At 60.3% G+C, this 24,018-nt stretch carries 16 protein-coding genes; 10 read left to right on the forward strand and 6 right to left on the reverse strand.

Annotated features, from left to right (window positions below; translation table 11 throughout):
- Positions 1-100: 100 nt before the first annotated feature.
- Both DVK00_RS14450 and DVK00_RS14455 read right to left on the reverse strand, forming a co-directional pair.
- Positions 101-1,210: a guanosine monophosphate reductase gene (locus DVK00_RS14450; protein ID WP_101351598.1), complete on the reverse strand. Its 1,110-nt coding sequence runs from the start codon at positions 1,208-1,210 to the stop codon at positions 101-103.
- 890 nt (positions 1,211-2,100) lie between these two features.
- Positions 2,101-4,047, reverse strand: a complete 1,947-nt coding sequence (locus DVK00_RS14455) for an ATP-binding protein (protein ID WP_101351922.1) — start codon at positions 4,045-4,047, stop codon at positions 2,101-2,103.
- A 221-nt stretch (positions 4,048-4,268) separates the two neighbouring features.
- On the opposite strand from DVK00_RS14455, the gene DVK00_RS14460 reads away from it, so the two are divergent.
- Complete coding sequence (locus DVK00_RS14460; RefSeq protein ID WP_121577914.1) at positions 4,269-8,168, forward strand: PAS domain-containing protein; 3,900 nt, start codon at positions 4,269-4,271, stop codon at positions 8,166-8,168.
- Positions 8,169-8,241: 73 nt separating this feature from the next.
- Here the strand turns inward: DVK00_RS14460 and gdhB are convergent, their stop codons facing one another.
- From gdhB to DVK00_RS14475, 3 genes are all read right to left on the reverse strand, one after another.
- Entirely contained in the window at positions 8,242-9,531 is a 1,290-nt protein-coding gene (gene gdhB / locus DVK00_RS14465) for a glutamate dehydrogenase GdhB (RefSeq protein ID WP_101351600.1), read from the reverse strand.
- Positions 9,532-9,533: 2 nt separating this feature from the next.
- Complete coding sequence (locus DVK00_RS14470) at positions 9,534-9,677, reverse strand: rubrerythrin-like domain-containing protein (protein ID WP_121513159.1); 144 nt, start codon at positions 9,675-9,677, stop codon at positions 9,534-9,536.
- A 126-nt stretch (positions 9,678-9,803) separates the two neighbouring features.
- A complete protein-coding gene (locus DVK00_RS14475; protein WP_121577915.1) occupies positions 9,804-12,671 on the reverse strand; it encodes a bacterio-opsin activator domain-containing protein in 2,868 nt (955 codons plus the stop codon).
- A gap of 343 nt (positions 12,672-13,014) precedes the next feature.
- Here DVK00_RS14475 and DVK00_RS14480 point away from each other — a divergent pair, with 343 nt between their 5' ends.
- The 7 genes from DVK00_RS14480 to DVK00_RS14510 all read left to right on the forward strand — a co-directional run bounded on the left by DVK00_RS14480 (position 13,015) and on the right by DVK00_RS14510 (position 21,414).
- Positions 13,015-13,296 carry a hypothetical protein gene (locus DVK00_RS14480; RefSeq protein WP_233560801.1) on the forward strand — a complete coding sequence of 94 codons (282 nt, stop codon included), beginning with the start codon at positions 13,015-13,017 and terminating at the stop codon, positions 13,294-13,296.
- A gap of 120 nt (positions 13,297-13,416) precedes the next feature.
- Positions 13,417-14,670, forward strand: coding sequence for a Glu/Leu/Phe/Val dehydrogenase (locus DVK00_RS14485; RefSeq protein ID WP_121577917.1), 1,254 nt, complete (start codon positions 13,417-13,419; stop codon positions 14,668-14,670).
- A 102-nt stretch (positions 14,671-14,772) separates the two neighbouring features.
- On the forward strand, positions 14,773-15,318 hold the full coding sequence (locus DVK00_RS14490; RefSeq protein WP_121513163.1) for a ribbon-helix-helix protein, CopG family: 546 nt from the start codon (positions 14,773-14,775) through the stop codon (positions 15,316-15,318).
- A gap of 173 nt (positions 15,319-15,491) precedes the next feature.
- The gene (locus DVK00_RS14495) at positions 15,492-16,700 is read left to right on the forward strand and encodes an Nramp family divalent metal transporter (protein ID WP_101351605.1); all 1,209 of its coding nucleotides are present in this window, start codon (positions 15,492-15,494) and stop codon (positions 16,698-16,700) included.
- Positions 16,701-18,695, forward strand: coding sequence for a hydantoinase/oxoprolinase family protein (locus tag DVK00_RS14500; RefSeq protein ID WP_121537241.1), 1,995 nt, complete (start codon positions 16,701-16,703; stop codon positions 18,693-18,695).
- The gene (locus DVK00_RS14505) at positions 18,692-20,320 is read left to right on the forward strand and encodes a hydantoinase B/oxoprolinase family protein (protein WP_121577918.1); all 1,629 of its coding nucleotides are present in this window, start codon (positions 18,692-18,694) and stop codon (positions 20,318-20,320) included. The genes DVK00_RS14500 and DVK00_RS14505 overlap by 4 nt, the downstream gene beginning before the upstream one ends.
- A 101-nt stretch (positions 20,321-20,421) precedes the next feature.
- Positions 20,422-21,414, forward strand: a complete 993-nt coding sequence (locus DVK00_RS14510) for a DUF3592 domain-containing protein (protein WP_101351608.1) — start codon at positions 20,422-20,424, stop codon at positions 21,412-21,414.
- 12 nt (positions 21,415-21,426) lie between these two features.
- Here DVK00_RS14510 and DVK00_RS14515 read toward each other — a convergent pair whose 3' ends face one another.
- Positions 21,427-22,020, reverse strand: coding sequence for a PAS domain-containing protein (locus DVK00_RS14515; RefSeq protein WP_101351609.1), 594 nt, complete (start codon positions 22,018-22,020; stop codon positions 21,427-21,429).
- A 123-nt stretch (positions 22,021-22,143) separates the two neighbouring features.
- Here DVK00_RS14515 and DVK00_RS14520 point away from each other — a divergent pair, with 123 nt between their 5' ends.
- Entirely contained in the window at positions 22,144-22,548 is a 405-nt protein-coding gene (locus DVK00_RS14520; protein ID WP_121513165.1) for a DUF4864 domain-containing protein, read from the forward strand.
- A 263-nt stretch (positions 22,549-22,811) separates the two neighbouring features.
- Positions 22,812-23,849 carry a hypothetical protein gene (locus DVK00_RS14525; RefSeq protein WP_233560802.1) on the forward strand — a complete coding sequence of 346 codons (1,038 nt, stop codon included), beginning with the start codon at positions 22,812-22,814 and terminating at the stop codon, positions 23,847-23,849.
- The last annotated feature ends 169 nt before the right edge of the window (positions 23,850-24,018 follow it).

The raw sequence follows: 24,018 nt of genomic DNA on the forward strand, positions 1-24,018 counted from the left end.
GAACTCCAGTCTCCCAACTCCTTCATCAGCGAGAGTGGCGCGGACCGGTGGGGTTGAAGTTCATCACGCGGGCACCTTTCTCGAACACACTGAAGCCGGTTCAGTCGTCGCTGTCGACTGTCGCCTCGGTGCCGGCGGTACGGACCTGTGTGGCTTCACTCTCCACGTTAACGCCTTCCCAGTCGTGGTCCGTGTGGTACCCCTCGCGTTCTTTCGCGCTCTGGGCGACACGGATGAACTCCGCCTTATCACGGGCCGTAGCGATGGTCTGTCCGCCACAGTAGGAGAGTCCGGAGCGAATGCCGGCACAGAATTCCTCAGCCACAGCAGCGACCGAGCCTTTGTACGGAGTCAGTGCTTCGACTCCCTCGTCAGCGCTGACGTTGTTCTGTTTGTCGTCACGGTCTTCGGCCGCGGCGGTGGTCGCCATCCCCCGCGACCGCTTGTACTGCGTCCCGTCGACTTCGACGATCGCACCGGGAGCCTCCTCCGTGCCGGCAAAGAGGCTGCCGAGCATCACGGTATCGGCACCGGCCATGAGGGCTTTCACCGCATCACCAGACGTGCGAATCCCGCCATCCGCACAGAGGGTGATGTCAAGATCCGCAGCGGCTGTGGCGCAGTCATCGACAGCGGTCAGCTGTGGGACGCCGGCACCCGCGACCTTCCGGGTGGTACAGTGTGACCCCGGTCCGATGCCGACTTTGACACAGTCGGCTCCGGCGGCGGCAAGGTCTTCAACACCTGCGGGCGTCGCAACGTTGCCGGCGATGAGGTCAGTGTCGGGAAACTCGTCAGCGAGCGTCTCGACGGCATCAAGCGCCCGCTCAAGATGACCATGGGCTACGTCGACGACGAGCGCATCAACGCCGGCCGCAATGACGGCCGCGCTCCGCGCCACGTAATCCTCATTTATACCGACGGCAGCACCGACCCGTTCGTCCGCGGTCTTCACTTGCGTGACCTGTTCGGCCTGTTCGTCCGGCGTCAAGAAGCGATGCAACACCCCAAACCCGCCTGAACGCGAAAGCTCGATTGCCAGTGCTGCCTCTGTGACAGTGTCCATCGCGGCCGAGACGAGCGGCGTGTCTAGTTCAACGGTTGGAGTAAGGGGCGTCGAGAGGTCGATGTCGCTCCGACTGTCGACCGGTGATCGTTTCGGGACGAGAAGAACGTCGCCATAACTCAATCCAGTACGTAACTCGTTCATGCCCCGCTGCTAGTGTACCGCCTAGAACAAAAGTAGGTCGGATTGGAGAGTTCCCCCGGAAACGTGAGTGGCCGAAACAGAGGTTGCGCTCCAGCAAGGAAGCGGATGACGGGTGGCGGTGGGCACCGTGTGTGCCACCCACTGCAGTCAGAGGCACGATCGGGTTCTGAATCCGAGGCATGGGGTGAAACGCGTGGGCTCAAAGTATGAAGAAGCCCAGAGCGGGAGCCAGAACCCGTGTTTACGTAAGCCGCCGTTGGTCATATCTTTTGTGGTAAGCCTTAACACAGTTGCAGGTCTGCACAATCCAGTCAGCACCGGAACGCGCAGCTCTGCCGATCACACGAACGAATGGTACGTTGCTGTGGGGTGGGAGAGGTGGGTGCAACGCACCATCGGAAGTCGTCGAAACTGACGATGGGGTCCGGCCCGGGCAATCGTGTGGGAAAAGCCAGCGCGATTGGACAGGCTCAGAACCCATCTAGCTCCGCTACCAGTATATATAAAATGCTTGCGGGATCCGTTCGCTGTCTGTTGGTTTGACCGCAAGTCGCACAGTTCTCACGGGCGTTACTCCCGTCCGGTCGCGTCAGCAATACACCCGAATGCTACCAGCGACGGAATGGTGGGCAGCCGGGGGGAGTGTGCACCGCACCATTCACGGTCGTCATCCACGACGACGGGTTCTGGGCCCGGGCCGTTTGCTGAGGGTGCCCGGATTCAGTGGGGGAGAGGTGGCGCGGGAACCAGAACCCTATTAGAGATAACAGGGTTACTTGGGAATAACGACTGTGACGTTTTAGTTCATTTTATTGGCTCTGTGGTTACTGAGCGTCCGCAATCGCAGCATGGGCAGTCGCGATGAGCGCGCACCCGCTTGTCAGCCGGGGTTATTCCACGGCTTCGAGACCTGTAATCTCGAATCGTGTCCCACCCATCGAGCTCTCAGTTGCGTGAATCTCCCAGCCATGAGCGTCAACGACTCGTTTGACGATGTTGAGACCCAGACCAGTCCCCGATTCGGAAGTCGAGTAGCCGGCCTCGAACACTTTTTCCCGGTCCTCGTCGGGGATGCCTGGACCGTCGTCTTCGATGTAGAATCCGTTGGCGTCTCCGAAAATCTCGCCGACTACCACAGTAACGTCTAGACCTGCGTGATCAATCGTGTTCCGGAACAGGTTTTCGAGCAGGTGCCGGAGTTGGTCGGGGTCAGCTTTTATCACTGGCTGTGCATCGGCCCCACAATCACAGTACAGCTCGGCCTCGTCTGCAGGGTCAGAGACAAGCTTCCACGCAGCCGCAGCGACTGCGTCGATTGCGACAGGTTCCAGTGACCCGATCTCTTGTTGCTCCCGCGCGAGCCAGAGGAGGTCCTCGACAATGCGTTCCATCCGATCAGTCGCGGTCTCGATCACATCGAGATGATCGCTCGACTGTTCGGCTTGGACGAGTCCAAGCCGACCCTGTATGACGTTGAGCGGGTTCCGCAGGTCGTGGCTGACAGTTGCGGCAAACTGCTCCAGCTGTTCTTTTTGATCCTGCAGTTCCCGTTCACGCCTCGTACGTTCGGCTATGTTTCGACCGGTGCCGACAAGCCCTATCATGGTACCGTCGGCGTCAGTTAGTCGGTCAGCAGTGAACTCGTAGGGAACGCGGTTCCCCTCTGCGGTACGGAAATCCGCTTCGATGGTCGAGTGCCCCGTTGTGAGCGCCTCCTCAATCGCCTTAGAGACTGCCTCCCGTTCCTCTTCCGGAAAAAGACTGCGTACGTCAAGGTCCGTCATCTCTTCGTCGGTGCACCCGGCCAGCTTTTCGAAGTGTTCGTTACAGCGCTGGACGTTGCCTTCGGAATCAAGCACGTAGAATATATCGGCAAGTGAATCGAGCGCCTGATCGATAAAAGTCCGTTCTGTCCGGAGTTCGTTTCGGATCTTTAGCGAGTGTATGGCGTGCGAGATGCTGTTCCCGAGTTCGGTGAGTAGCTCCTGTTCGTCCTCTGCGAAAGCGAACGGACGGGACGAATAGACGCACAGAAGGCCATAAAGCGTGTCATTGTATTCTAGCGGAACCGCAGCACTGCTCCGATAGTCGCGGTCGAGTGCTTCCTCTCGCCAGACCTCGAACGCCGGGTCAGCCTGAATGTTCTGCGACGTAGCAATGCGTCGGTGCTGGACGGCCCTGCCCGCGGGGCCCTGTCCGGTCGGAGAGTCGTCCGCCGTGACAACAATCGTATCGAGATACTCGTCTTCGACGCCGGCCCAGGCCTGTGGCTCGATTCGGTCTGTCTCAGGATTGGGCTCGCCGATCCAAGCAAAACGGTAGGGTTCAGAGTCGCTAATAATCTCACAGACACGCGTTTTGATCTCCGAGAGCGAACTCGCCCGGATGAGAGCCTGGTCGATACTGCTTACGAGAGCGCGAACCCGTTCAAGTTCAGCAGCGCGCTGATTGGTGCGGTACTGGTCGACGGCGTTTTCGATACGATTTGCGAGGAGTTCGTATCGTTCCGTGCCGTGCCCTTTCCGCAGATAGTCGGTTGCACCGGCGGCAATAGCATCGCTGGCGACCGCTTCGCTCCCCTCTCCGGTAAAAAGAATAAACGGGAGATCAGGGTACTCCGTACGGACGGTTTCGAGGAGTTCGATGCCGTCCGTCTCGGGCATCCGGTAATCGCTGACAATACAGTCAATAGACCGCGTCGCGAGTCTGTCGAGCCCTTCAGCAGCACTCGTCGCAGGGACGACAGTGAGTTTATCTGATTGCTGTGTGAGTATTTCTGATGCCACATCTAAAAAGTCCGGTTCATCATCGATATGAAGCACAGCGATACTCGACATCTCTGACACGATACCGACTGTACCGAACTTCGGAGGATAAAGTTGCTGACCCGAGTATCAGAACCTATACTCTAATCTTGGACGTGGTATGTGTCAATAGCGGAAATTTTCAGCACTGAATCACCTGACACCCGTTATTTCTGATTTCGGCGGGTCGTAATAGTATCACAGATAAAAACCGGGCCACTCGACTGATAAAAGCCCACTACGTAGTAGTTCCAATGGCCTACACAGGTGACAGGACTCCCGATTCCATTCAGGTTCTGTATGTAAACAACGATGGTGAGTTTGCTGAGCTAACACAGACGAAACTCGCACATCTCTCATCGGATTTTGACATGACAGCTGTCGGGACTGTGGAGGCTGCTCTCGACTCGCTCGAAACATCGACTATCGATTGTGTGGTCACCTCGTATTCACTGCCGGACGGGACGGGGATCGACCTCCTGAATCGGCTCCGGGCTGGCGAGTACGAACTACCGACGATTCTATTTACCGGCCGCGGGAGCGAGCGAATTGCGAGCGAAGCGACACAGGCGGGTGTTTCCGACTACATTCCGATCCGCGCGGGCCAGAACAGTTTCGAGGTGCTCGCGGGCCGCATCCAGACGCTCACCGATGCCGCTCGCAAACAGGCGGCCGCCGAGCGGCTATCCGACCGCTTCCAACGAACCTTAGAGCGGGCGACTGACGGGATTTATGCCGTCGACAGCCAATGGCGAATCGAATACGTAAACGAGAAGATGGCTAACCGGGTCGGCCGCGACCCCAAGGCTATCGTCGGTACGGTCATCTGGGAAGAGTTCCCCTCGGTAGTTGGGACGGAACTCGAAGACAAATACCGAACGGCAATGGAAACCGGTGACCCGGTGTCGTTCGAACAGTACCTTGGCGAACCCTTTGAGTACTGGGTCGAAGTGCGGGTATTCCCGGACGATGACGGGCTCACCGTCTTTTCACGTGAAACGACGGCCGAGCGGGAGCGCGAACTGGAACTGGAGCGCAGTGAAGCGATCCTCGAAACCATCCACGACGCCGTGTTCGTCCTGAACGATGAGGGGACGATCGAATTCGCGAACGCGGCGTCGAAACGGCTGATTGCCGGGGAACGGGCAACGCAGGTCGCGGGGCAGCAGTTAGAGACAGTCGTGGGTGACCGCGTTTCCACGTCTGATGCGGAGCAGTTTACATCTGCGGTCCGCTCGACGCTCAATGACATAGAGGGCGACGGTGGCGTCACGGGGTTGTACGACGCGGACTTACAGCTTGATATCACGACCGGTGGCAATAAACGCACACTTGATGTCCGAGTGACACCGTTCCAGAGCAACAAGAGCAGTCAAGCGCTTGTCGTTGCTCGGGACATCACGGAACAGAGCGAAGCCAAGCGACAGTTGGAGCGAGAGCGCGACGCGCTCCGGGAACTCCAGAATATCATGGCAAGCAGCGATGTCTCGGTCGAAACACGCCTTCACGAACTTCTCGAACTGGGGTGTCAAACGCTCGGTCTCGACATCGGCATCGTCTCACACATTCAGGGGGATGAGTACACGGTCACGGCAGTGCACGCGCCGACTGCCGAAATCGAATCCGGGGATCAGTTCGATATCGGATCGACGTACTGCGAAGAAGTCGTGGGCACAGATTCCCTCTGTTCGTTTACCGATGCGGTGGCCGACGGGAGAGAAACCCACCCAGCATATCGTGAGTTCGAGTTAGAATCGTACATCGGCGTCCCATTGGTCGTTGACGGGAGTCGGTACGGGACGGTCAATTTTTCGAGTCCCACAACGCGGGTCGCTCCCTTTGGAGCGCTCGAGCGGACGTTCGTGAAGCTACTCTCAGAGCTCGTGAGCGCCGAAATATCGCGTAGACAAGACCGGGCGGAGCTCCAGCGACAGGAGTTCCTGTTCGAACGAGTGCAAGCCATCGCTGATATCGGTGTCTGGGAGTACTACCCGTCTACAGGCGACCTCGACTGGTCCGCTGGAGTGCGTCGGATTCACGGGGTCGACGACGATTACGAACCGATTATCGACGACGCTGTCGAGTTCTACCATCCTGAGGACAGGGGGACGATTACGAAGGCCGTCGAGCGGGCAATCGAGGCCCGGGAGTCGTACGATCTCGATCTCCGAATCGTTCGGACAGACGGTGAGGTACGCGATGTTCGGGCATGGGGGGAGCGCGTCGACGGTTCGCAGGACAACGAGCCCGTGCTTCGGGGTGTTTTCCAGGATATCACCGAGCGAAGAGCCGAGGAGCGCGCGCACCGAGAGCTTGCAGAGGAATACGAGGCACTGCTCAACACCTCCGGTGACGCCATATTCATGCTCGATGTCGAGACAGCCGGTGGCGAGCCAGCGTTCGAGTTTGCGCGACTCAGCCCCGGCTACGAGTCGCAGACGGGACTCACGACCGAGGACGTTCGAGGGCAAACACCGCGGCAGGTCTTCGGTGCCGAACGCGGTGCCGAACTCGCGGCGAACTACACTCGTTGCTACGAGCAGCGTGCGCCGATATCGTATCGTGAAGAACTGGACATCGCTGACGACGCACGGTTCTGGGACACGAGCCTCGCGCCGGTTATTGTGGGTGACGAGATCGTCCGGATCGTCGGCATCGCCCGCAACGTGACTGAGCAGGTCGAGCGGGAACGCAAACTCGAAGCGACGAACCAGCGACTGGAGTCACTCATCGAGGCGACGCCGCTCACTGTCATGGAAATCGACACGGACGGGACGGTCACCCGCTGGAACGATGGAGCCGAGAATATGTTCGGCTGGTCGAGCGAAGAGGTGCTTGGCGAATTCAATCCGATGGTCCCAGACGAGCACCAGGCTGAGTTCGCCTCTCACCGGGAGCGCGTGTTGAGCGGCGAGCCGATTCGGGGCAAGGAGGTACGACGGAAGACGAAAGCCGGTGAGGAACTAGATCTGCTCCTGTCGGCTGTCCCAATCACTGCTCCTGACGGAGAGATAGTGAGCATACTGGCCGTGTTAGAGGACATCACTGAGCAGAAACAGTTAGAGGCGAAACTCCGGTCGCTGCAGGAAACAGCACAGCGGCTCAGTGGCGCACGGTCGAATGACGAGATCGGAGACATCGCGATCGAGGCTGCCGTCGAGATTCTCGGGTTCGAACTCACCGGTATCTGGGAGTACGCCGACCGGACCGACGAGCTTGTTCCGCTGTCGGCGAGTGCAGCCACGAGGGATCGGTTCGGTGAGCTGCCACGTGTGCAGTCCGATTCGGCGTTTGTCTGGGAGGCGTTCCAGGCCTCAGAAGTGCGTCGATACGATGACATCCAGTCCGTGACATCGTTCGGCGAAACCGGCACGGCTCTCAGAAGCGGTCTGTTCGTTCCGCTGGGCGAGTTTGGGCTTATCGGCGTCGGAACGACACAGGAACAGACGTTCTCTGATACAGACGTGGATCTGTTCCAGATACTGGGTGCGACTGTCGAGGCGGCATTCACCCGTGCAAGCCGCGAGGCCGAACTCCAGCGGCAGAACGAACGGCTCGATGAGTTCGCCAGTGTCGTCGCCCACGACCTCCGGAATCCGCTATCCATCGCCATCGGGTTTCTCGACATCGTCGAGGAGACAGGCGACCTCAGTCACGTAGACCGGATCGAGGCGGCACATGATCGCATGGAGCGGCTGATCGACGACCTCCTGACGCTATCGCGCGGTGAGACCACAGTTACGGATGCGAAACAGATCGACCTCAAGGCTGTGACGACGGAGGCCTGGGGATACGTCGACACCGCTGAAGCGACGCTGACGGTTGCTGACACGGTCCCGACAGTGGCTGGTGACGCCGGGCGGTTGACGCAGCTATTCGAGAACCTCTTCAGAAACGCTATCGAGCACGGCGGGGACACCGTCACCGTCACTGTCGGGCAGTTAGACGGCGGCGACGGGTTTTACGTCGAAGACGACGGTGACGGGATTCCTCCGGAGAAGCGTGAGGAGGTGCTCGAACACGGCGTCACGTCTACCAAAGGGGGTACTGGCTTCGGACTCTCAATCGTCGAAGACATCGCCAATGCGCACGGCTGGAGCGTCCGTGTGACAGACGGCTCTGCTGGCGGGGCGCGGTTCGAGTTCTGCTACTGAGAGAAGCACAGTAGCGACTTCTCGGCGCTGGGACGCAGGCGTGGAACCCGTTCCGGGACCGGCAGAAACAGAGCTACGGCCAGAGCCCGCGCGCTTCGTGGGCCTCAGCAATGCGCGAAAGGGCGACGATGTATGCCGCATCACGCCACGTGATGTCGCGCTTTTCGAACTCCGTCCGAACGGCGTCCCAGGCCGCTCGCATCTCTTCGTCGAGTTCATCGTTTACGCGCTCAAGCGACCATGACCGACGGTTGATGTCCTGTAGCCACTCGAAGTAGCTCACCGTGACGCCGCCGGCGTTCGCCAGAATATCCGGAATCACGACGACATCGCGGTCAGCGAGAATTGAGTCAGCAGTGGACGTAGTCGGCCCGTTCGCCCCCTCAACGACGAAATCCGCGGCGATGTCGTCCGCGTTCGCCTCGGTGATGACGTTGCCGAGTGCTGCCGGAATGAGAACGTCGACGTCCAGCGTCAGCAGTTCGTCGTTCGAAATCACGGTGTCGGCGTACTCGGTGACCGCTTCCGGTTCCTCGTCGTGTGACGGGACTGTCGCGGTATCGATTCCGCCGGGGTCGTACATCGCCCCGTTCACGTCGCTGATCGCGACGACAGTCGCACCCTGTTCGTCGAGTAACCGTGCTGCGTTCGCACCGACGCTGCCGTAACCCTGTACCGCAACAGTGGTGTCCGACAGTGGCTGGTCGTAGTACTCACAGACCTGCTGTGTGATAATCGCGACGCTCCGGCCGGGCGCGTCTTCACGCCCCTTGCTCCCACCGACGATAGGCGGCTTGCCGGTGACGACGCCCGGTATCGTCTCGCCCTCTTGCATGGAGTAAGCGTCCATTAGCCAGGCCATCGTCTGTGGGTCCGTTCCCATGTCCGGGGCTGGTATGTCTCGGTTCGGACCGATGACCTCGCGGAGTTCCTGTGCGAACCGGCGGGTGAGCCGTTCTTTCTCGTCTCGGCTCAGCGTTTTCGGATTGACCGCGATACCGCCTTTCGCGCCGCCGAAGGGGAGGTCCATCACCGCGCACTTCCAGGTCATCCAGATCCCGAGTCCGACGCACTCATCCCTCGTCACGTCGGGATGATAGCGGAGGCCACCTTTGTACGGCCCTCGGACGCTATCGTGCTGTGCTCGAAACCCGGTGAACACTTCCACCGTGCCATCGTCCCGCTCAATCGGGACGGTGACCTCGTGGACGTTTTTCGGGTGGTTCAGCCGTTCGACGATGTTCGGGTCGATATCGAGGTGGTCCGCGGCTCTGTGGAGCTGCAGCCGGGCTGTTTCGAGCGCCGTTTCCGACCCTGACGACGACTCACCCGACGGAGAGGCGGAGGTCAGTTCCGGTCCCATCGTTATTCCAGCGGTGTCAGTCGGTTGCGCATTTCGCCGCCGCAGTCCCGACAGTTCTCCGGTTGGCTCTCTGCAGTGATGACTGTGCCACACGCAAAGCACTCGTACGGTGTCTTCTCGTCGTGGTCTTGCTCTACATCTCTCATGTGTATTCACGAGTGACGGTGTCCGACCGCCAGCACTCGACTAAGGAATAGAAGGACATCAAAGGAATATTCAGAGGTTAAACAAAGAAGTAGGGTGAGATTGGCTTGTTTATTATTGAACCCCCTTCACGACTCAAGACCCGGGACGCTCCGCTCTTCGAACAGTGTGGTGAACAGTTTCCGCTGGGCAGTCCGGACATGCTGGTAGAACGCCGGTGGGGAGATTTCGAGCATCGTCGCGATGTCTTCGCCGGACTTCGTGCGCGGTGACTCGAAGTAGCCGCTGTAGTAGGCGGTCTGGATCACTTCGAGTTGCCGCTCCGTGAGGTCCGTGAGGAACTCCGAACCCCGGTCCTGCTCGACACCCCGTTCGAGCGTCTCCTTGCGCTTGAGTTCGACGCCAGAGAAGGTACTATCGACCAGTTGCGCGATATTTCGAACGTCGACGCTCTGTGGCACATCAACGACGAGTGTCGTTCCCGCCGAGTCTGCGGTCGCTTCCCGGAAGATAGCGCCGTGGTCGGCGAGTTCTATTGCGAGGAACGGCTGTGACAGCTCCAGTCGCAGGACGCCGGTGTCAGTGTCATCGTCGCTTATCTCTGTCACGTCGTCAATCGTCGTCATATCGGCCGCGGCTGCCGCGACTGTTTGCACGTCAGCATCTTCGACTGTAACGAACACGCTGTTGCCGGCCGGCGCGTGTTGGATGCCACCCTCGTAGGAAAGCGTACACCCCACAGACCGGGCCAGTCGCGACAGGAGGAACCGCTCGTCATCGATGGCGAACTCGACGCGGGTCACCGAGGTCGTAAGCAGCGCGTGTTTCCGTTCGATGGCGCTGAGTGCCGAGGCAATCGTTTCGCCGAGTTCGTGCAACACAGTGCGCGTTGTCTCGTCGAACGCGTCTTTCGTGTCCGCATAGATGGTGAGAATCCCGTGCCTGAGGTCGTTGTACACGAGTGGGATACTCAACACAGAGAGGAAATCGCGCGTGAGTGCGTCCGACCGCCACGGCGCGTTTCGGAGGTCGGCGGCGACGTTGGGAATCATCGTCACGTCGCCGGTCGCAGCCGTCTGGCCTGCGGGCTCGGTCTCAGAGGGCGCGACGGTGACTTGCTGACTGTCGAGATACCCCTGTTCGGTGCCGGCCCACGCTCGCGGTTCGACGGTACTACCTCCCGGGTCGACACTCCCGATCCACGCAAACTTGAATCGGTCCGTGTCAGTCAGCCGTTCACAGACAGTGTGGTTGATCTCGTCCTGGGTTTCGGCGCTGACGATTGTCTGGTCTATCTCCCGAATCGTGTTGTTGATGTGATTCAGGGCGGTCAGTTGCTCGTTTTGCCGCTGGAGTTCGCGGTCCTGTTCCCGGAGCTGGGATTCCCGGACGACCCGGTCAAGGGCGGCTTCGGCGGTCGCTGCGAGCAGGTCGGTGAGTTCCTGTGTCACGTCGTCGAACACCCCGACCGCAGTCGACCCGGTGACGAACACGCCGTGATTGCCGAGCGGAATGAACATCACGCTCCGGAGGTCGGTCGCCCGGTTTTCCAGCCGATCCGACGTATGGACGTCGTCGAACACGAGTGTCTCGTCGTTGACGAAGCTGTGGCTCGGGAGCGTGTCGTCGTTCGTGCGGACGGCCGGCAGCGGCCCGTGGTGTTCGGTCATCGCCTGGGACTGTGCCACTGGCTGGAGTTCGTTCGTCTCGGCGTCGTGCAGATAGATTGCACTCGCAGAGACATCGAACACACTGAGCACGTCATCGACGATATGCTGGGCGATTTCCTGATTGGTCTCTGTGTAGAGGAACTTCCGTGCGGTCTCCTGCAGCGTCGTCAGTGCTTCCTCGCGCTGTTTCCGTTTCGTGATGTCTCGGCAGCTATACAGTAGCGTTCCGTCCTGAATCGAGACTTCGCGGACGTTGACCAGCAGCGTGTGCTCGTGACCCGCTTTGTCGGTGACGGTACACTCGATGTTCTTGAGAACGCCCTTCTCGGCGAGTTCCGCTCGGTCGAACAGGTCCTCACCGAGGAGCGTATCGATCGTTTCCTGCTCGCGGATCTCGTCGTCGGTGTAGCCGAAGATGAAGTGGACGTTCGGGCAGACGTAGGTGTACTCTCCGTCCTCGTTCGTCATGAGAACGGTGTCGGTCATATTGCTGAGCGTAACTCGGTGGAGCTCCTCGGACTGGCGGAGGTCGCGGTCGAGGGTGACCTGCTCCGTGATGTCGATTCCTTCGATCACAATCGAGGTTACGTCGCCGAAGTCGTTCTCGACCGGCCGAACTGAGAGCTCGATAACGCGGTCTGTGGCTGTGGTCGGCTGGTGGACGACCACGTTCCCGAACTGCCCGTCGCGTGCGGCTTCTACGAGTTGCCGGATGTCGCGTTCAGTTGCCTCGGATCTGGACCACCACGGCAGCGTCCAGAACGGGTCACCGATGACCGCGTCCACGTCCTCGTCAATCATCGCCCGTCCCGTCTGATTCACACGGGCGAGCGAGCCATCCGGGTCAAGGACCCACGTGGCCGTCTGTGTGTCGTGAAAGACGGCGTCGAACTGCCGTGCCCGTTCGCGCTGCATGGTCGCTCGCCGCGTGGATCGGAGCACCTTCTCGGTTCGTTCGACCAAGTCGTCTATTTGCAGGCCGTCTGTCTCCGCAAGGGGTACGTAGTCGGAAACGCCGGCCTCGATTGCCTCACTCGCCAGGGCCTCACTGCCGTCCGTTGCCCCGAGAACGACTGGAGGGTCCGGAGCCGAGTCCCGGAGCTGTCGGACCAAATCAGTGCCACTCCCGTCGCTAAGTGTCGCTGCCGTGACCATGCAGTCGACTGAGCGCTGACGCGCTATGTCCAGAGCGGCCGGTGTTGTCCCGGCGGTGAGGATAGTGGCCCCAGTACTCGATGCAAGCGCATCCGAGAACTGCTCGCACCAGTTCGTAGAACCGACCACGAGTACCTGTGCCGTGTCGAGCGGATTCCCGGCGTCACTCATCTGCCTCTCCCGGGCACGGAGCTATCACTGAGACCACTGTCGCGGTGAGTGGACACTCGTTCGTGATGCCGCCACCTGTCGGAAACGAAGGGGTTCAGTCGCCGGAATGTGGATGTGGGGTTCAATAATAAACACCTGATGTCCGATATACTTCGTTGCTAAACAATTTATTATTTCCTCATTCCTGCGGTCGTTCCGATAGAGTGCCATGGGTCAACGACCGGACCGCACGGAGAGACATGACGGACAGCACATGGACTAACACAGGCGGTCCTCGCTCGTCGTCCAGAGGTCCAGCGGCTCCCGTCCCAGATCAGCTATGATGGACGTACAACGTCGCTTGATGGAAAAGAGAGCTATCAGGCACATCGAGGCACCGATGTCGGTACCAGTGTTCCAATCCGTGACCCGGATCTGGCACTTCCCCAGCGGAGACGCTCTGCTCGAACGTACCGGGCATCGTGACTGCCTGATTCCGGATGTCGACCGGGTCGATGTTCCAGTGCGCGGAACGGAACAGGTTGCAGATGCTGTGGCACTCGAAACGGACACCACTGTTCGGATAACAGATAAAACAGGAAATATAGTAGTAACAAAATTTGATAGTAGTTTGAAGATAGGATAAGATTCGCTGAGCTAAAGCGCCGTTGTAAGCCGTTCTGTTAGCCTTATCTATAACCAAATATATGATTATTTTCTGGTAAAAATGGATAGCTTTTGGTATCTCGATTGGTCTCATGGACACATGTCTGATGTAAATCCGTACCAGAGCCTGCGGACGCAGATCGATGCAGCAGCACAATACGTGGACATCTCAGAGGGACAACTGGAACGGCTGAAAGCACCCGAGCGGATACTGGAAACGAACCTCTCTGTCGAGATGGACGACGGGTCAGTCGAGGTGTTCCGTGCGTATCGGTCGCAGTTCAATGGTGACCGTGGCCCGTACAAGGGCGGAATCCGCTATCACCCACAAGTAGACCGCGACGAGGTCAAGGCGCTTTCGGGGTGGATGGTGTACAAGACGGCGACGAGCGACATCCCGCTCGGCGGTGGGAAAGGCGGCATCGTCATCGATCCGAGCAACTATTCCGAGAGCGAACTCGAACGGGTCACGCGCTCGTTCGCGAAGGAGCTGACGCCACTGATTGGAGCCGACCGCGACGTGCCTGCCCCTGACGTTAACACGGGCCAGCGCGAGATGAACTGGATCAAGGACACCTACGAGACACTGGAACACACGACCGAGCCCGGCGTCATCACCGGAAAGGACCTCGCAAGCGGCGGCAGCGAAGGCCGCGTCGAAGCGACCGGACGGTCGACAGTCGTCGCGGCGCGTGAAGCCTTCGAGTATCTCGGCAAGGACCTCAAAGGCGCGACGGTGGCGGTCCAGGGCTACGGGAACGCCGGCTGGATCGCGGCGAAACTCATCTACGAGATGGGGGCCAATGTCGTCGCCGTGTCCGATTCGAGCGGGGCGATCTACAGCGAATCGTCGTTCGACCCCGTCGCAGTCAAGGACTACAAACGTGAAACCGGGAGTGTCATCGGCTATCCGGACGCAGCGGCGGAATTAACGAACGATGAATTGCTCACACTCGATGTCGATCTGTTGATCCCGGCCGCCCTTGAGAACGCCATCGACGAGTCTCTGGCACAGGACATCTCCGCCGACGTCATCTCTGAGGCCGCAAACGGCCCGATTACCCCCGCAGCGGACGACGTTCTCAGCGACCGCGAGACGCTGGTCATTCCAGATATCCTCGCGAACGCGGGCGGCGTCATCGTCTCGTACTTCGAGTGGGTCCAGAACAGGCAGCGCTTCTACTGGTCCGAAGAGCGCGTGAACGAAGAACTAGATTCGATTATCGTCGAGCAGTTCGAGAACCTCGTCGATGCCTACGAGGAGCGAAACCTCCCGTCCCTCCGAACCGGCGCATACGTCGTCGCACTCCAACGGGTCATGAACGCCAGCGAGCAGAACGGAACCTGGCCGTAACGGGTTCCGGACCACATCTGGCCGCCGCGCCCGTTACTGTATTTGGGAGCGCTCTGTCACCAAACGACACGATATTAAGGCCATCCAGTGACGAAGGCAACTATGCCAACCGACCGGGTCACAGTCTCTCTCGACGAGGAGACCAAAGAGACGTTAGAAAGTCTCGCCGACCGAACTGGGGAGAGCCAGAGCCAACTGATCCGCGAGTCGATCGCGTTCTACGCGGCAAACTTCGACTCAGCCCATGCGAGTGACAGCGACCACCTTCAGACGTACTACGAGATGCTTTCGACGGGCGAGCACGTCCTGCTGGACATCGACTTGCTGCACGCACTCCTGAGTCAGTTTACCGACCCGGACGAACGTGATGAGGAGGTTCTGGACATGGTCGATCAGGTGGCGCAGTACCACGCACAGGAGTACGCCGAGCGGTTCGATTCGCTCGAAGACGTTCTGGAATGGCTCTCACTGTGTGGGTTCCTGACCGTTCGCCGCGACGAAAAGGGAAGTTTCCACGTGGTGTTCCCATCTGAGTCGGTGCGGTGGTTGATAATCCGGTTCATCCGTGGTAGCATTACTGCCCTCCCGTTCGAAATTGAAATCGAAGAGAGTGTTTCCAAAGTACTGTTAAGAGAACGGAAGCCGTGAGTACCCCCGCTCTGGACCCGGATAGACTCGTATCCGGGGAGTGAATGTTTCGTACTAGTTTCTCACCGGGTGCTACAGAGTTCATACGACCGATGTTCCGGACACACACAGGTCTTAACAATGTTTTTGCTTACCTGCCGGGACCGTGACAGTGGCTATCAAAACCAACAATCATGAGCATTACAAAACGACTCAAAGCCGTCGGCCCGGGAGCGATGGTCGCCGCCGCGTTCATCGGCCCAGGCACGGTCACGACTGCGAGCGTCACCGGGGCAGAGTTTGGCTACGCGCTCCTGTGGACAATGGTCTTCTCAATCGCTGCAACGATTGTTCTCCAGGAAATGAGCGCGCGGCTGGGCCTTGTCTCGGGGGAGGGGCTCGGCGAAGCACTTCGAGAGCGGTTCGACAATCAAATCGTCGAGTACGTGAGTATATTCCTCGTTGTCGGCGCCATCGGCGTCGGAACCGCCGCCTACGAGGCCGGGAATATCCTCGGCGGTGCCGCAGGGCTCGCGACGATCACAGGTATCGACTCGACAGTGTGGGGAGTCGTGATGGGACTCGTGGCCGGACTCCTGCTCTACACTGGGCGCTACAAACTGATCGAGCGAGCGCTCATCGGGCTGGTCGCCGTGATGGCGTTCTCGTTCGTAGCATCGGCCATCCTTATTGGTCCTGACCCGGGTGCGATTGCGATGGGGTTCGTCCCCGGTATCCCCTCGGGGTCGCTGTATCTCATCACCGGCCTCATCGGAACAACCATCGTCGGGTACAACCTGTTCCTGCACGCGAGTAACGTCCAGGAGCGGTGGAGCGGTCCCGACGATATCGGTCACTCGCGCATCGACACAGTGCTGTCAATCGTTGCGGGCGGCGTGATCACGATTACGATCATGGTGACCGCGGCCGCAGCATTCGAGCCCGGCACCCAGATCAGCGATATCGGTCAGATGGCCGAACAACTGCGACCCATCGCGGGACCGTACGCAGAACTGTTCTTCAGCATCGGCATCTTCGCCGCCGGATTCACGAGCGCGACGACAGCGCCGCTTGCGGGTGCGTGGGCGACCACAGGTGCACTCGGCTGGGATTCAGACATGCAGAGCACACAGTTCCGCGCTGTCTGGGGGACCATCCTCAGTGTCGGGGTGCTTTCGGTGTTGCTGGGTGGCAGTCCCGTCCAGATTATCGTGTTCGCACAGGTTGTTAACGGGATTTTATTGCCCATTGTCGCGGTGTTCTTGATATACGCGATGAACCAGCGGGACCTCCTCGGCGAGTACACGAACGGGTCGATAGCGAACGCCCTCGGCGCGATTGTGACGCTCATCGTCGTGTGGCTCGGGGTTCGGACGCTGCTCAGCGTCGCGGGGGTGCTGTAGATGGGCGGCCGGCGGATCGGTGTCGACGTCGGTGGCACTTTCACTGACGTGACGCTGTCGCTCGACGGCGAACTCGTGACCGCAAAAGTCCCGAGTACCGAAGACCAGAGCGAGGGCGTCATCGCCGGGATCGAGAAGGCCTGCGAAGCGGCTGCAATCGACCCTGAGACCGTAAGCGAGTTCTCTCATGCGATGACCGTCTCGGTCAACGCGCTGCTCGAAGAGGACGGCGCAAAGACCGCGCTCGTCACGACCGACGGGTTCCGAGACGTTCTGGAAATCGGCCGCCAGGATCGCCCGTCGCTGTACGACCTGTCCGCCGAAAAGCCGACACCGCTGGTTCCCAGACGCCGACGCTTCGAAGTGGCCGAACGAACGACCACCGACGGTATCGAACAGCCCGTCGACGAGAGCGAAGTGCGGGCAATCGCCGAGCAATTGCGCGAGATGGCTGTCGAGTCCGTTGCCGTCTCACTGCTGCACGCGTACGCGCATCCCGAAAACGAAACGCGCGTCGCAGACATCCTGCGGGATGAGCTCGACGTGCCCGTCTCAGCCTCACACGAAGTCCTCGCCGAGTTCCGCGAGTACGAACGAACCTCGACGACGGCCGTCGACGCGTACGTACGACCGGCGATTGACCACTACGTCAGTCACCTCACCGACCGTGCTCGGGACCTCGGGGTCCCACAGCCACGGATCATGCAGGCCAACGGCGGCATCACCGACGCTGATACCGTCCGGCGGAACGCTGTGACGACTGTTCTCTCGGGCCCTGCCGCCGGCGTCGTAGGGGCAGGTTCGATGGCGGCCGACGAACAGGACGGGCTGGTCACGTTCGATATGGGTGGGACCTCTAGCGACGTGAGTCTCGTCCGTGATGGCGAAGCGGAACGGACGACGGAGGGCGTCATCAACGAGCGGCCGATCAAGACGCCAATGGTCGACGTCGAAACAGTCGGAGCCGGCGGCGGGTCCATTGCCTGGGTTGACGCCGGGGGGGCACTCCGGATTGGACCACGTTCCGCTGGGGCAGACCCCGGCCCCGCCTGCTACGGGAAGGGCGGGACTGAGCCGACCGTCACCGACGCGAACCTCGTGCTGGGCTACATCGGCGAAAGCACTAGTCTGGGTGGCGAACTATCACTCGATGCCGATGCCGCCCATGACGCGCTTACCGACCTCGCCGACGAAGCGGGCCTCGACGGTCCCCTCGACGCCGCTCGTGGCGTCTATCGCGTTGCCAATGCGAACATGACCAGAGCCATTCGCTCCGTGACCGTCGAGCGCGGGTACGACCCGCGGAAGTTCGGGCTGGCTGCGTTCGGAGGTGCTGGGCCGATGCACGCGGCCTCCATCGCAGCTAGCCTCGATATGGATCGGGTGGTGATTCCACGCGCCTCCGGCGTGCTATCAGCGTACGGCCTGCTCGCCGCCGACGAGAAGCGCGACGCCGTACGGACGTATCAGCGCTCGCTCGACGCTGTCGACCCCGACGATGTCGATGCAGTCTACGAGGCGCTGGCCGAAGAACTGTTAGCCGAGGTCAGCGACCGCGAGGCGGCGACAGTGCGTTACTCCGCCGACCTCCGATACGCCGGCCAGAGTTTCGAACTGACCGTGGATGTCGACCGGCCGTTCGCCACCGCGGACGCACGCGAGCGGTTCGGCACAGCCCACGAGTCCGCGTACGGGTATCGAGCGGACGAGTCGGTCGAACTGGTGAACTGTCGCGTGACGACGACCGTCGAACGAAGCGCGCCGCCGGTCGAGTACGCCGCCGAGGGCGACCCACAGAAGGGGTCCCGAGAGGCGGTGTTCGCCGACGAGGTCCGCGAAACGCCGGTCTACGGGCGGGCGCAACTGCCACCTCAGGATAGAATCGACGGTCCCGCGATTATCGAGGGCGATGAGAGTACAATTGTCGTCCCGCCGGCCTGGAACGTCCGGGTCCGCGATGACGGGACGCTGATTGCGGCGGTGAGCGACACATGAACGACGAAGCCACAACACCGAGTGACGAACAGGAAGCAATCGACCCTGTAACGCTGGAAATACTCAGGAACCAGCTTGAGAGTGTTGCAACCGAGATGGGTCACGTGCTCATCCGCGGTGCGTACTCGCCGAACATCAAGGAGCGCCAGGACTGCTCGACGGCGCTTTTCGACGCGTCGGGTCGGATGGTCGCACAGGCGGAACACATCCCGGTACATCTCGGCGCAATGCCCGATGCGGTGGATGTTGTCCTCCAGAAGGACCCGAAGCCGGGTGACGTGTTCATCGTTAACGACCCGTTCGCCGGCGGGACACACCTGCCGGATATCACGCTCGTCTCGACGATAGCACCCAACGACGAAGTGATTGGGTATGCCGTCTCGCGAGCCCATCACGCCGACGTTGGCGGGAGTTCGCCGGGGAGCATGCCGCCGGGCGCACAGGAGATTTACGAGGAAGGGCTCCGCCTGCCTGCCGTCCGACTCGTCGACGGCGGCGAACCCAACGCGGCGGTTCACGACCTCATCCGTGCCAACGTCCGAACGCCTGACGAGCGCGAGGCGGACCTCCGTGCTCAGCGCGCTGCGAACGAACGAGCCGAGGAGCGCATCGGTGAACTTCTCGAAGAACACGGGTCGATCCTGCTTGATGCGTTCGATGCCGTCATCGAGTACTCCCGAGAGCGGGTCGAGTCGGAACTCGACGCGCTCCCGGACGGGACGTATCGAGCGCAGGATATCCTCGAAGGCGACGGCGTGACCGACGATGACATCCCGGTCGAGGTGGCCGTCACGATCGATGAGGCCTCGATTTCCGTCGACTTCGCCGGGACTGCCGAGCAGGTGGCGGGCAACCTGAACGCGCCACTCTCGGTCGCAAAGAGTGCGGTCTACTTCGTCGTCCGGGCCATAACCGACCCGGAGATTCCCCCGAACCACGGCTGTTACGAGCCGGTGTCCGTGTCCGCACCAGAAGGGTCAGTGCTCAACCCGGACGCGCCAGCAGCGGTCGTCGGCGGCAACGTCGAGACGAGCCAGCGCGTCATGGATGTCACGCTGGCGGCGCTCGCCACGGCCGTCCCCGACAGGGTTCCCGCCGGTGGACAGGGGACGATGAACAACCTCATCATCGGCGACCGAACCGGCGATTTCACGTATTACGAGACGATCGGCGGCGGGTTCGGTGCCCGGCCCGAAAAGGACGGGATGGACGGCGTGCAGGTCGGTATGACGAACACGCTCAACACGCCTGTCGAAGCGATGGAGACCGAGTATCCGCTCCGGGTCGAGCGGTACGCGCTGCGTCCGTCGAGTGGCGGCGACGGCCGATACCGTGGCGGACTGGGCCTCGAACGCACGGTCACCGTCGAGACCGACGCAACCGTGTCACTGCTGACTGAGCGCCGACGAACGGCCCCCGATGGAATCGACGGCGGCAAAGACGGCGCGACAGGAGAGAATCTTGTCGACGGCGAGCCAGTGCCCGCGAAGGCGTCCGTTGATGTCGAGGCCGGGTCGACCATCTCCGTCAGAACACCCGGCGGCGGCGGACACGGCAACCCAGCAGAGCGTGACCCGGAAGCCAGGGAACGTGACCGACGCGATGGAAAGGTAGCCGACCGGTGACGTGCGGGTTCAGTTGTCCCAGATAAAGTGCGACCGAGCCACGAAGCGTTTTGTTTCGAGCGTGACTCTCATACGAGGGCAACACGATACTGTGTACTGAAATGAAGGTCCCGGTCGGAATCACGACCCTCCACCTCTCACAGAGGAGTGCGCTTCTGTTGCTCCTTGCCACCGGCCTTCTCGGGTTCGGCGGGTACGACTACGTCCAGCAGTCACAGGCGGTCGGCAACGCTGTAGCCGTCCAGGCGACCATCACCGACGCTCGTGTCGATCGAATGGACGGCGGACGAGGAATCGACTACGAGCCGGAGATTCACTACACGTACCAGTATCAGGGCGAGACATACACCAGCGAGCAGGTGTTCCCGAGTACGGGCGTACGGACGTACTCCGACCGATCGAGGGCGGAGTCGGTGGTCGACTCATACGAGCCGGGTACAACCACCCGCGCGTACGTGTCACCGGCCGATCCAGACGGCGCGTTCCTCATTCGAGAGCGGACGCCGTTCCCACTGCGAGCCATCGCTGCAGGCGGCGTTCTCGCTGCCATCGGCGTGCTGTCCGGACTGGGAGCCAAGAACCCGGGTCAACAGGAGCTACGTCCGGCGAGTGAGAGCCAGCCAGCGCCTCGCGAGTCATGGGTTGTCCGCCACGGCAAGGCTCTCCACCGGCTATCGAAACAGCTTCTCGGGGCCTGCTTCGTCGGGTTCTGGCTCTCGATGGTCACGCTGGTGTTCGGCCTTCTCAACACCCCCGGTGAATTTGGAGGGCCGCCACAGGAGGTGCAGGTGGACCTTCTGGGTCCGGTCGGCCTCCCGATGATCGCAGGGGTCTGCTTCTGGATCGGAATGATCCTCTCACTGTGTCTGTACGCCGTCTGGTCGTTCACCGAGTACCAGCAGCTCCGGCGGCGACTCCCGAACCCGAAGCCGCCACGTCCGTTCAGGCATCCGAGTCGGCTCGTCACGATACTCGGAACCGAAGACGGCGGTTTGAGCGAGTACGGACAGCGTATCCGGCTGACTGGATGGGCAGTGCTGGTTGCTGTCGGGATGGCGGCGACACTGGCATATATACTCTTTACTGCAAGCTAACCGAGTCCCGGCCTAGGACGTATCGGCCGATTGTGCCACCAGCAATGAGCCATCTGCTGTGTCAATGGCTTTCTGCACACCGAGCCAGTTCGTGATAGAGCCGTCGGGACCACTGAGTGGCACTATCGTCACCCGGTTTCTGAAGCGTGTGCCGTCCGCGCGATAGTTCCATAGTTCGACGGTTCGCCGTTCCCAGATGTCGACCCCCTCCTGAAGCGTTGCGACCGCCTCGGGATCCGTCGCTGGTCCCTGCAGCAATCGAAGGTTCTCGCCGCGAAGCGTTGCCAGCGAGTACCCGGTCATCTCCTGGAACGTCTGTGTCGCATATCGGACTGGATTGTCCTGATACGCCGGGCCAGTGAGCGTCAGCCCAAGAGGACCCGTCCCGAGTCGAACCATTTTCGCGATGTATTCTCGCTCGAAAGACGTCACAGAGCTAGTCTCGAACCCATCGAGGGACCGAATGATGTCTGCCGGCGAGTCCTCGGCGTGGTCCGGACCGACAGTCCGGAGCTGGTGTGTTTCGACAAGGTCCGGAAGCCGCCGGCGAAACTGCTCCTCGTCGAGCAGCATGGTTTCGATAAGTGCGTCCCTGAGTGGGGCCATGTTCGCAGTTGCCAGTTCTAGCTTTCGGGGGCACAAACTCCCGTCGGTATCCTGCCAATGGCTGCTCGGACCTGCCATTCATGCTGATGCAGCACCTGTTACAGATACGCGCTTGCCTCTACAATGTCTGAACGCGAGTACCCGGTGGTCGGCCTCCCGACACCCAGCGAGACATACGGCCCCAGCGATGCTGTTGCCCTCCAACTCGATGCGCTGGAAACGAACGACGAGCCATGTGACAACGCGGGGATCATGACGGCGTACAATTTCGCCTCCCCGGCTAACCGCCGCTCGACTGGTCCCCTCGACCGGTTCATAGCCATGGTCCAGTCACCGCAGTACCGCCCGATGATCGACTTCGAGGAGGCCGTGCGAGGCCCCATCGAGCAAGACGAGAACTACGCTGAGCAGCGGGTGACGATTACGGGACCGGATGGACGGACAACCACCTACGAGTTCGGTCTGTCAGTGCAGTCCGTCGGTGAGTTCCGAGGGTGCTGGCAAACCGACCGTGTTGTCGTGGTCTGATCGGTGGCAGCGGCAACTGAGTCAGTGACCTGTAACGTTTGTGAGCGGGGCTGCAAAAGCTACGACCAGTTTCGCCCGCTCGAATGTTCTTTCGATCTATCTCATACGCTTTTCCTCAGAGAACGCGCTACAGGTGTCTGCCTGCCAGCCACAGAGCAGTGACATGGGTACTTTCCTTCGGTTGGAACAGCCACCGCAGAGCCGCGTCAAACACAGGCGAGCAATAGGGTATATTTGAAATGGTTACCGTCAAAGGGTACGGTATGAGGATTTCTATCGTCGGAGGGGGATTCGCAGGGCTGGCAGCAGCGCAACTGGCTGAAGGGGTTACGTCGGACGTACAGCTCTACGATAAGGGCGCATACAGCGGTGATCGAAGAGGGGCTTGGGGGGAGATGGTCTGGGACTACTCGCGGCTCCCTCTAGATCGACATGTGCCAGGGTACGTTAGAGAGGCTAATACCGGGATATTTGTCGGTTCCAGTGGGAAAACAGCTGTAACTGTTCCTGATGGCGTTATTTTGAACAGAGGAGAGTTAGAGAAACACTGGGCAGGCACGCTCGAACGGACAGAGATTGTAGAGAACGCAGAAGTCGACGAAGCAGAGTTTCGGAGGCTATCTGCGGAGTCGGATTTACTGATTGATGCCACTGGTCAGTTCCCGATCTCACGCCGGTTTACGTCCCTGTCGTATGACGTAGCGTGTCCGACGCTGAGCGGGAGTATAGAGGCTGACTTCTCCCATCTGTATCCTGAGCCAAGAGCACTTGCGTACGAGAATTACTTCCTCTGGATCGTGCCACAGTCACCGGAGGAGGCAACTGTCGGCCTCGGCTGTCGAGAGGACAAGCCCCCTGCCGAGCTGTACGAAGATATGCGACAGTTGCTTGCAGAAATCGATATCGAGCCCCCAGAGCGTGAGGCCCTGTACGGCGGCACTGATGTCTCAAACGGGTTGCGGAGTCTCTCACACTGTTCGTACGAGCTCAACGACTGCACAGTGCATATCGCGGGTGACGCCATCGGATTGGCAAACCGCCTGACGGGCTTCGGAATGATACATGCGGCACAGTCCGGCCGAGCTGCTGTGCGGTCCTTCGTGCAAGGGAATTCGTATAAACGCAGGTTGTTGTGCCAGAACTTCTGGACGAAAGCAGTTACTGGTGTGGCTTCACCCATCCATCACACCATCGGGTTAGACGGAATAGCTCGGTTGGCAAAGTCGGACATCGAGTATCAGGAGAGCTTTGAACCGCAGCAGCCAGCAGATATTCTGGGCGCTGTTCGAACCTTCATATAGAGCCACCAATCACTGTTAGACACGCAGTCGGCCAGAGAGCGGTGTTCGGTCGGGAGGCGTAGAGACTTGGTACATAGTGTCGCTTAATTTATAGGTAAGTCTTATTCGCTACCGATACTCTGCTCTTGTCTGTCTGAGGAGTGATAATCTGTCTCACGACTAATCAGCG

Origin of the sequence: Haloarcula sp. Atlit-47R, from assembly GCF_003665985.1 — an archaeon.
GTDB classification, from domain to species: domain Archaea; phylum Halobacteriota; class Halobacteria; order Halobacteriales; family Haloarculaceae; genus Haloarcula; species Haloarcula taiwanensis.

Coding starts and splice junctions, on each gene's coding strand:
- DVK00_RS14450 (WP_101351598.1), bottom strand. CDS start 1,210: ATGAACGAGTTACGTACTGGATTGAGTTATGGCGACGTTCTTCTCGTC.
- DVK00_RS14515 (WP_101351609.1), bottom strand. CDS start 22,020: ATGGCCCCACTCAGGGACGCACTTATCGAAACCATGCTGCTCGACGAG.
- DVK00_RS14510 (WP_101351608.1), top strand. CDS start 20,422: ATGAAGGTCCCGGTCGGAATCACGACCCTCCACCTCTCACAGAGGAGT.
- DVK00_RS14520 (WP_121513165.1), top strand. CDS start 22,144: ATGTCTGAACGCGAGTACCCGGTGGTCGGCCTCCCGACACCCAGCGAG.
- DVK00_RS14485 (WP_121577917.1), top strand. CDS start 13,417: ATGTCTGATGTAAATCCGTACCAGAGCCTGCGGACGCAGATCGATGCA.
- DVK00_RS14495 (WP_101351605.1), top strand. CDS start 15,492: ATGAGCATTACAAAACGACTCAAAGCCGTCGGCCCGGGAGCGATGGTC.
- DVK00_RS14460 (WP_121577914.1), top strand. CDS start 4,269: ATGGCCTACACAGGTGACAGGACTCCCGATTCCATTCAGGTTCTGTAT.
- DVK00_RS14455 (WP_101351922.1), bottom strand. CDS start 4,047: ATGTCGAGTATCGCTGTGCTTCATATCGATGATGAACCGGACTTTTTA.
- gdhB (WP_101351600.1), bottom strand. CDS start 9,531: ATGGGACCGGAACTGACCTCCGCCTCTCCGTCGGGTGAGTCGTCGTCA.
- DVK00_RS14500 (WP_121537241.1), top strand. CDS start 16,701: ATGGGCGGCCGGCGGATCGGTGTCGACGTCGGTGGCACTTTCACTGAC.
- DVK00_RS14525 (WP_233560802.1), top strand. CDS start 22,812: ATGAGGATTTCTATCGTCGGAGGGGGATTCGCAGGGCTGGCAGCAGCG.
- DVK00_RS14505 (WP_121577918.1), top strand. CDS start 18,692: ATGAACGACGAAGCCACAACACCGAGTGACGAACAGGAAGCAATCGAC.
- DVK00_RS14470 (WP_121513159.1), bottom strand. CDS start 9,677: ATGAGAGATGTAGAGCAAGACCACGACGAGAAGACACCGTACGAGTGC.
- DVK00_RS14490 (WP_121513163.1), top strand. CDS start 14,773: ATGCCAACCGACCGGGTCACAGTCTCTCTCGACGAGGAGACCAAAGAG.
- DVK00_RS14480 (WP_233560801.1), top strand. CDS start 13,015: ATGGAAAAGAGAGCTATCAGGCACATCGAGGCACCGATGTCGGTACCA.
- DVK00_RS14475 (WP_121577915.1), bottom strand. CDS start 12,671: ATGAGTGACGCCGGGAATCCGCTCGACACGGCACAGGTACTCGTGGTC.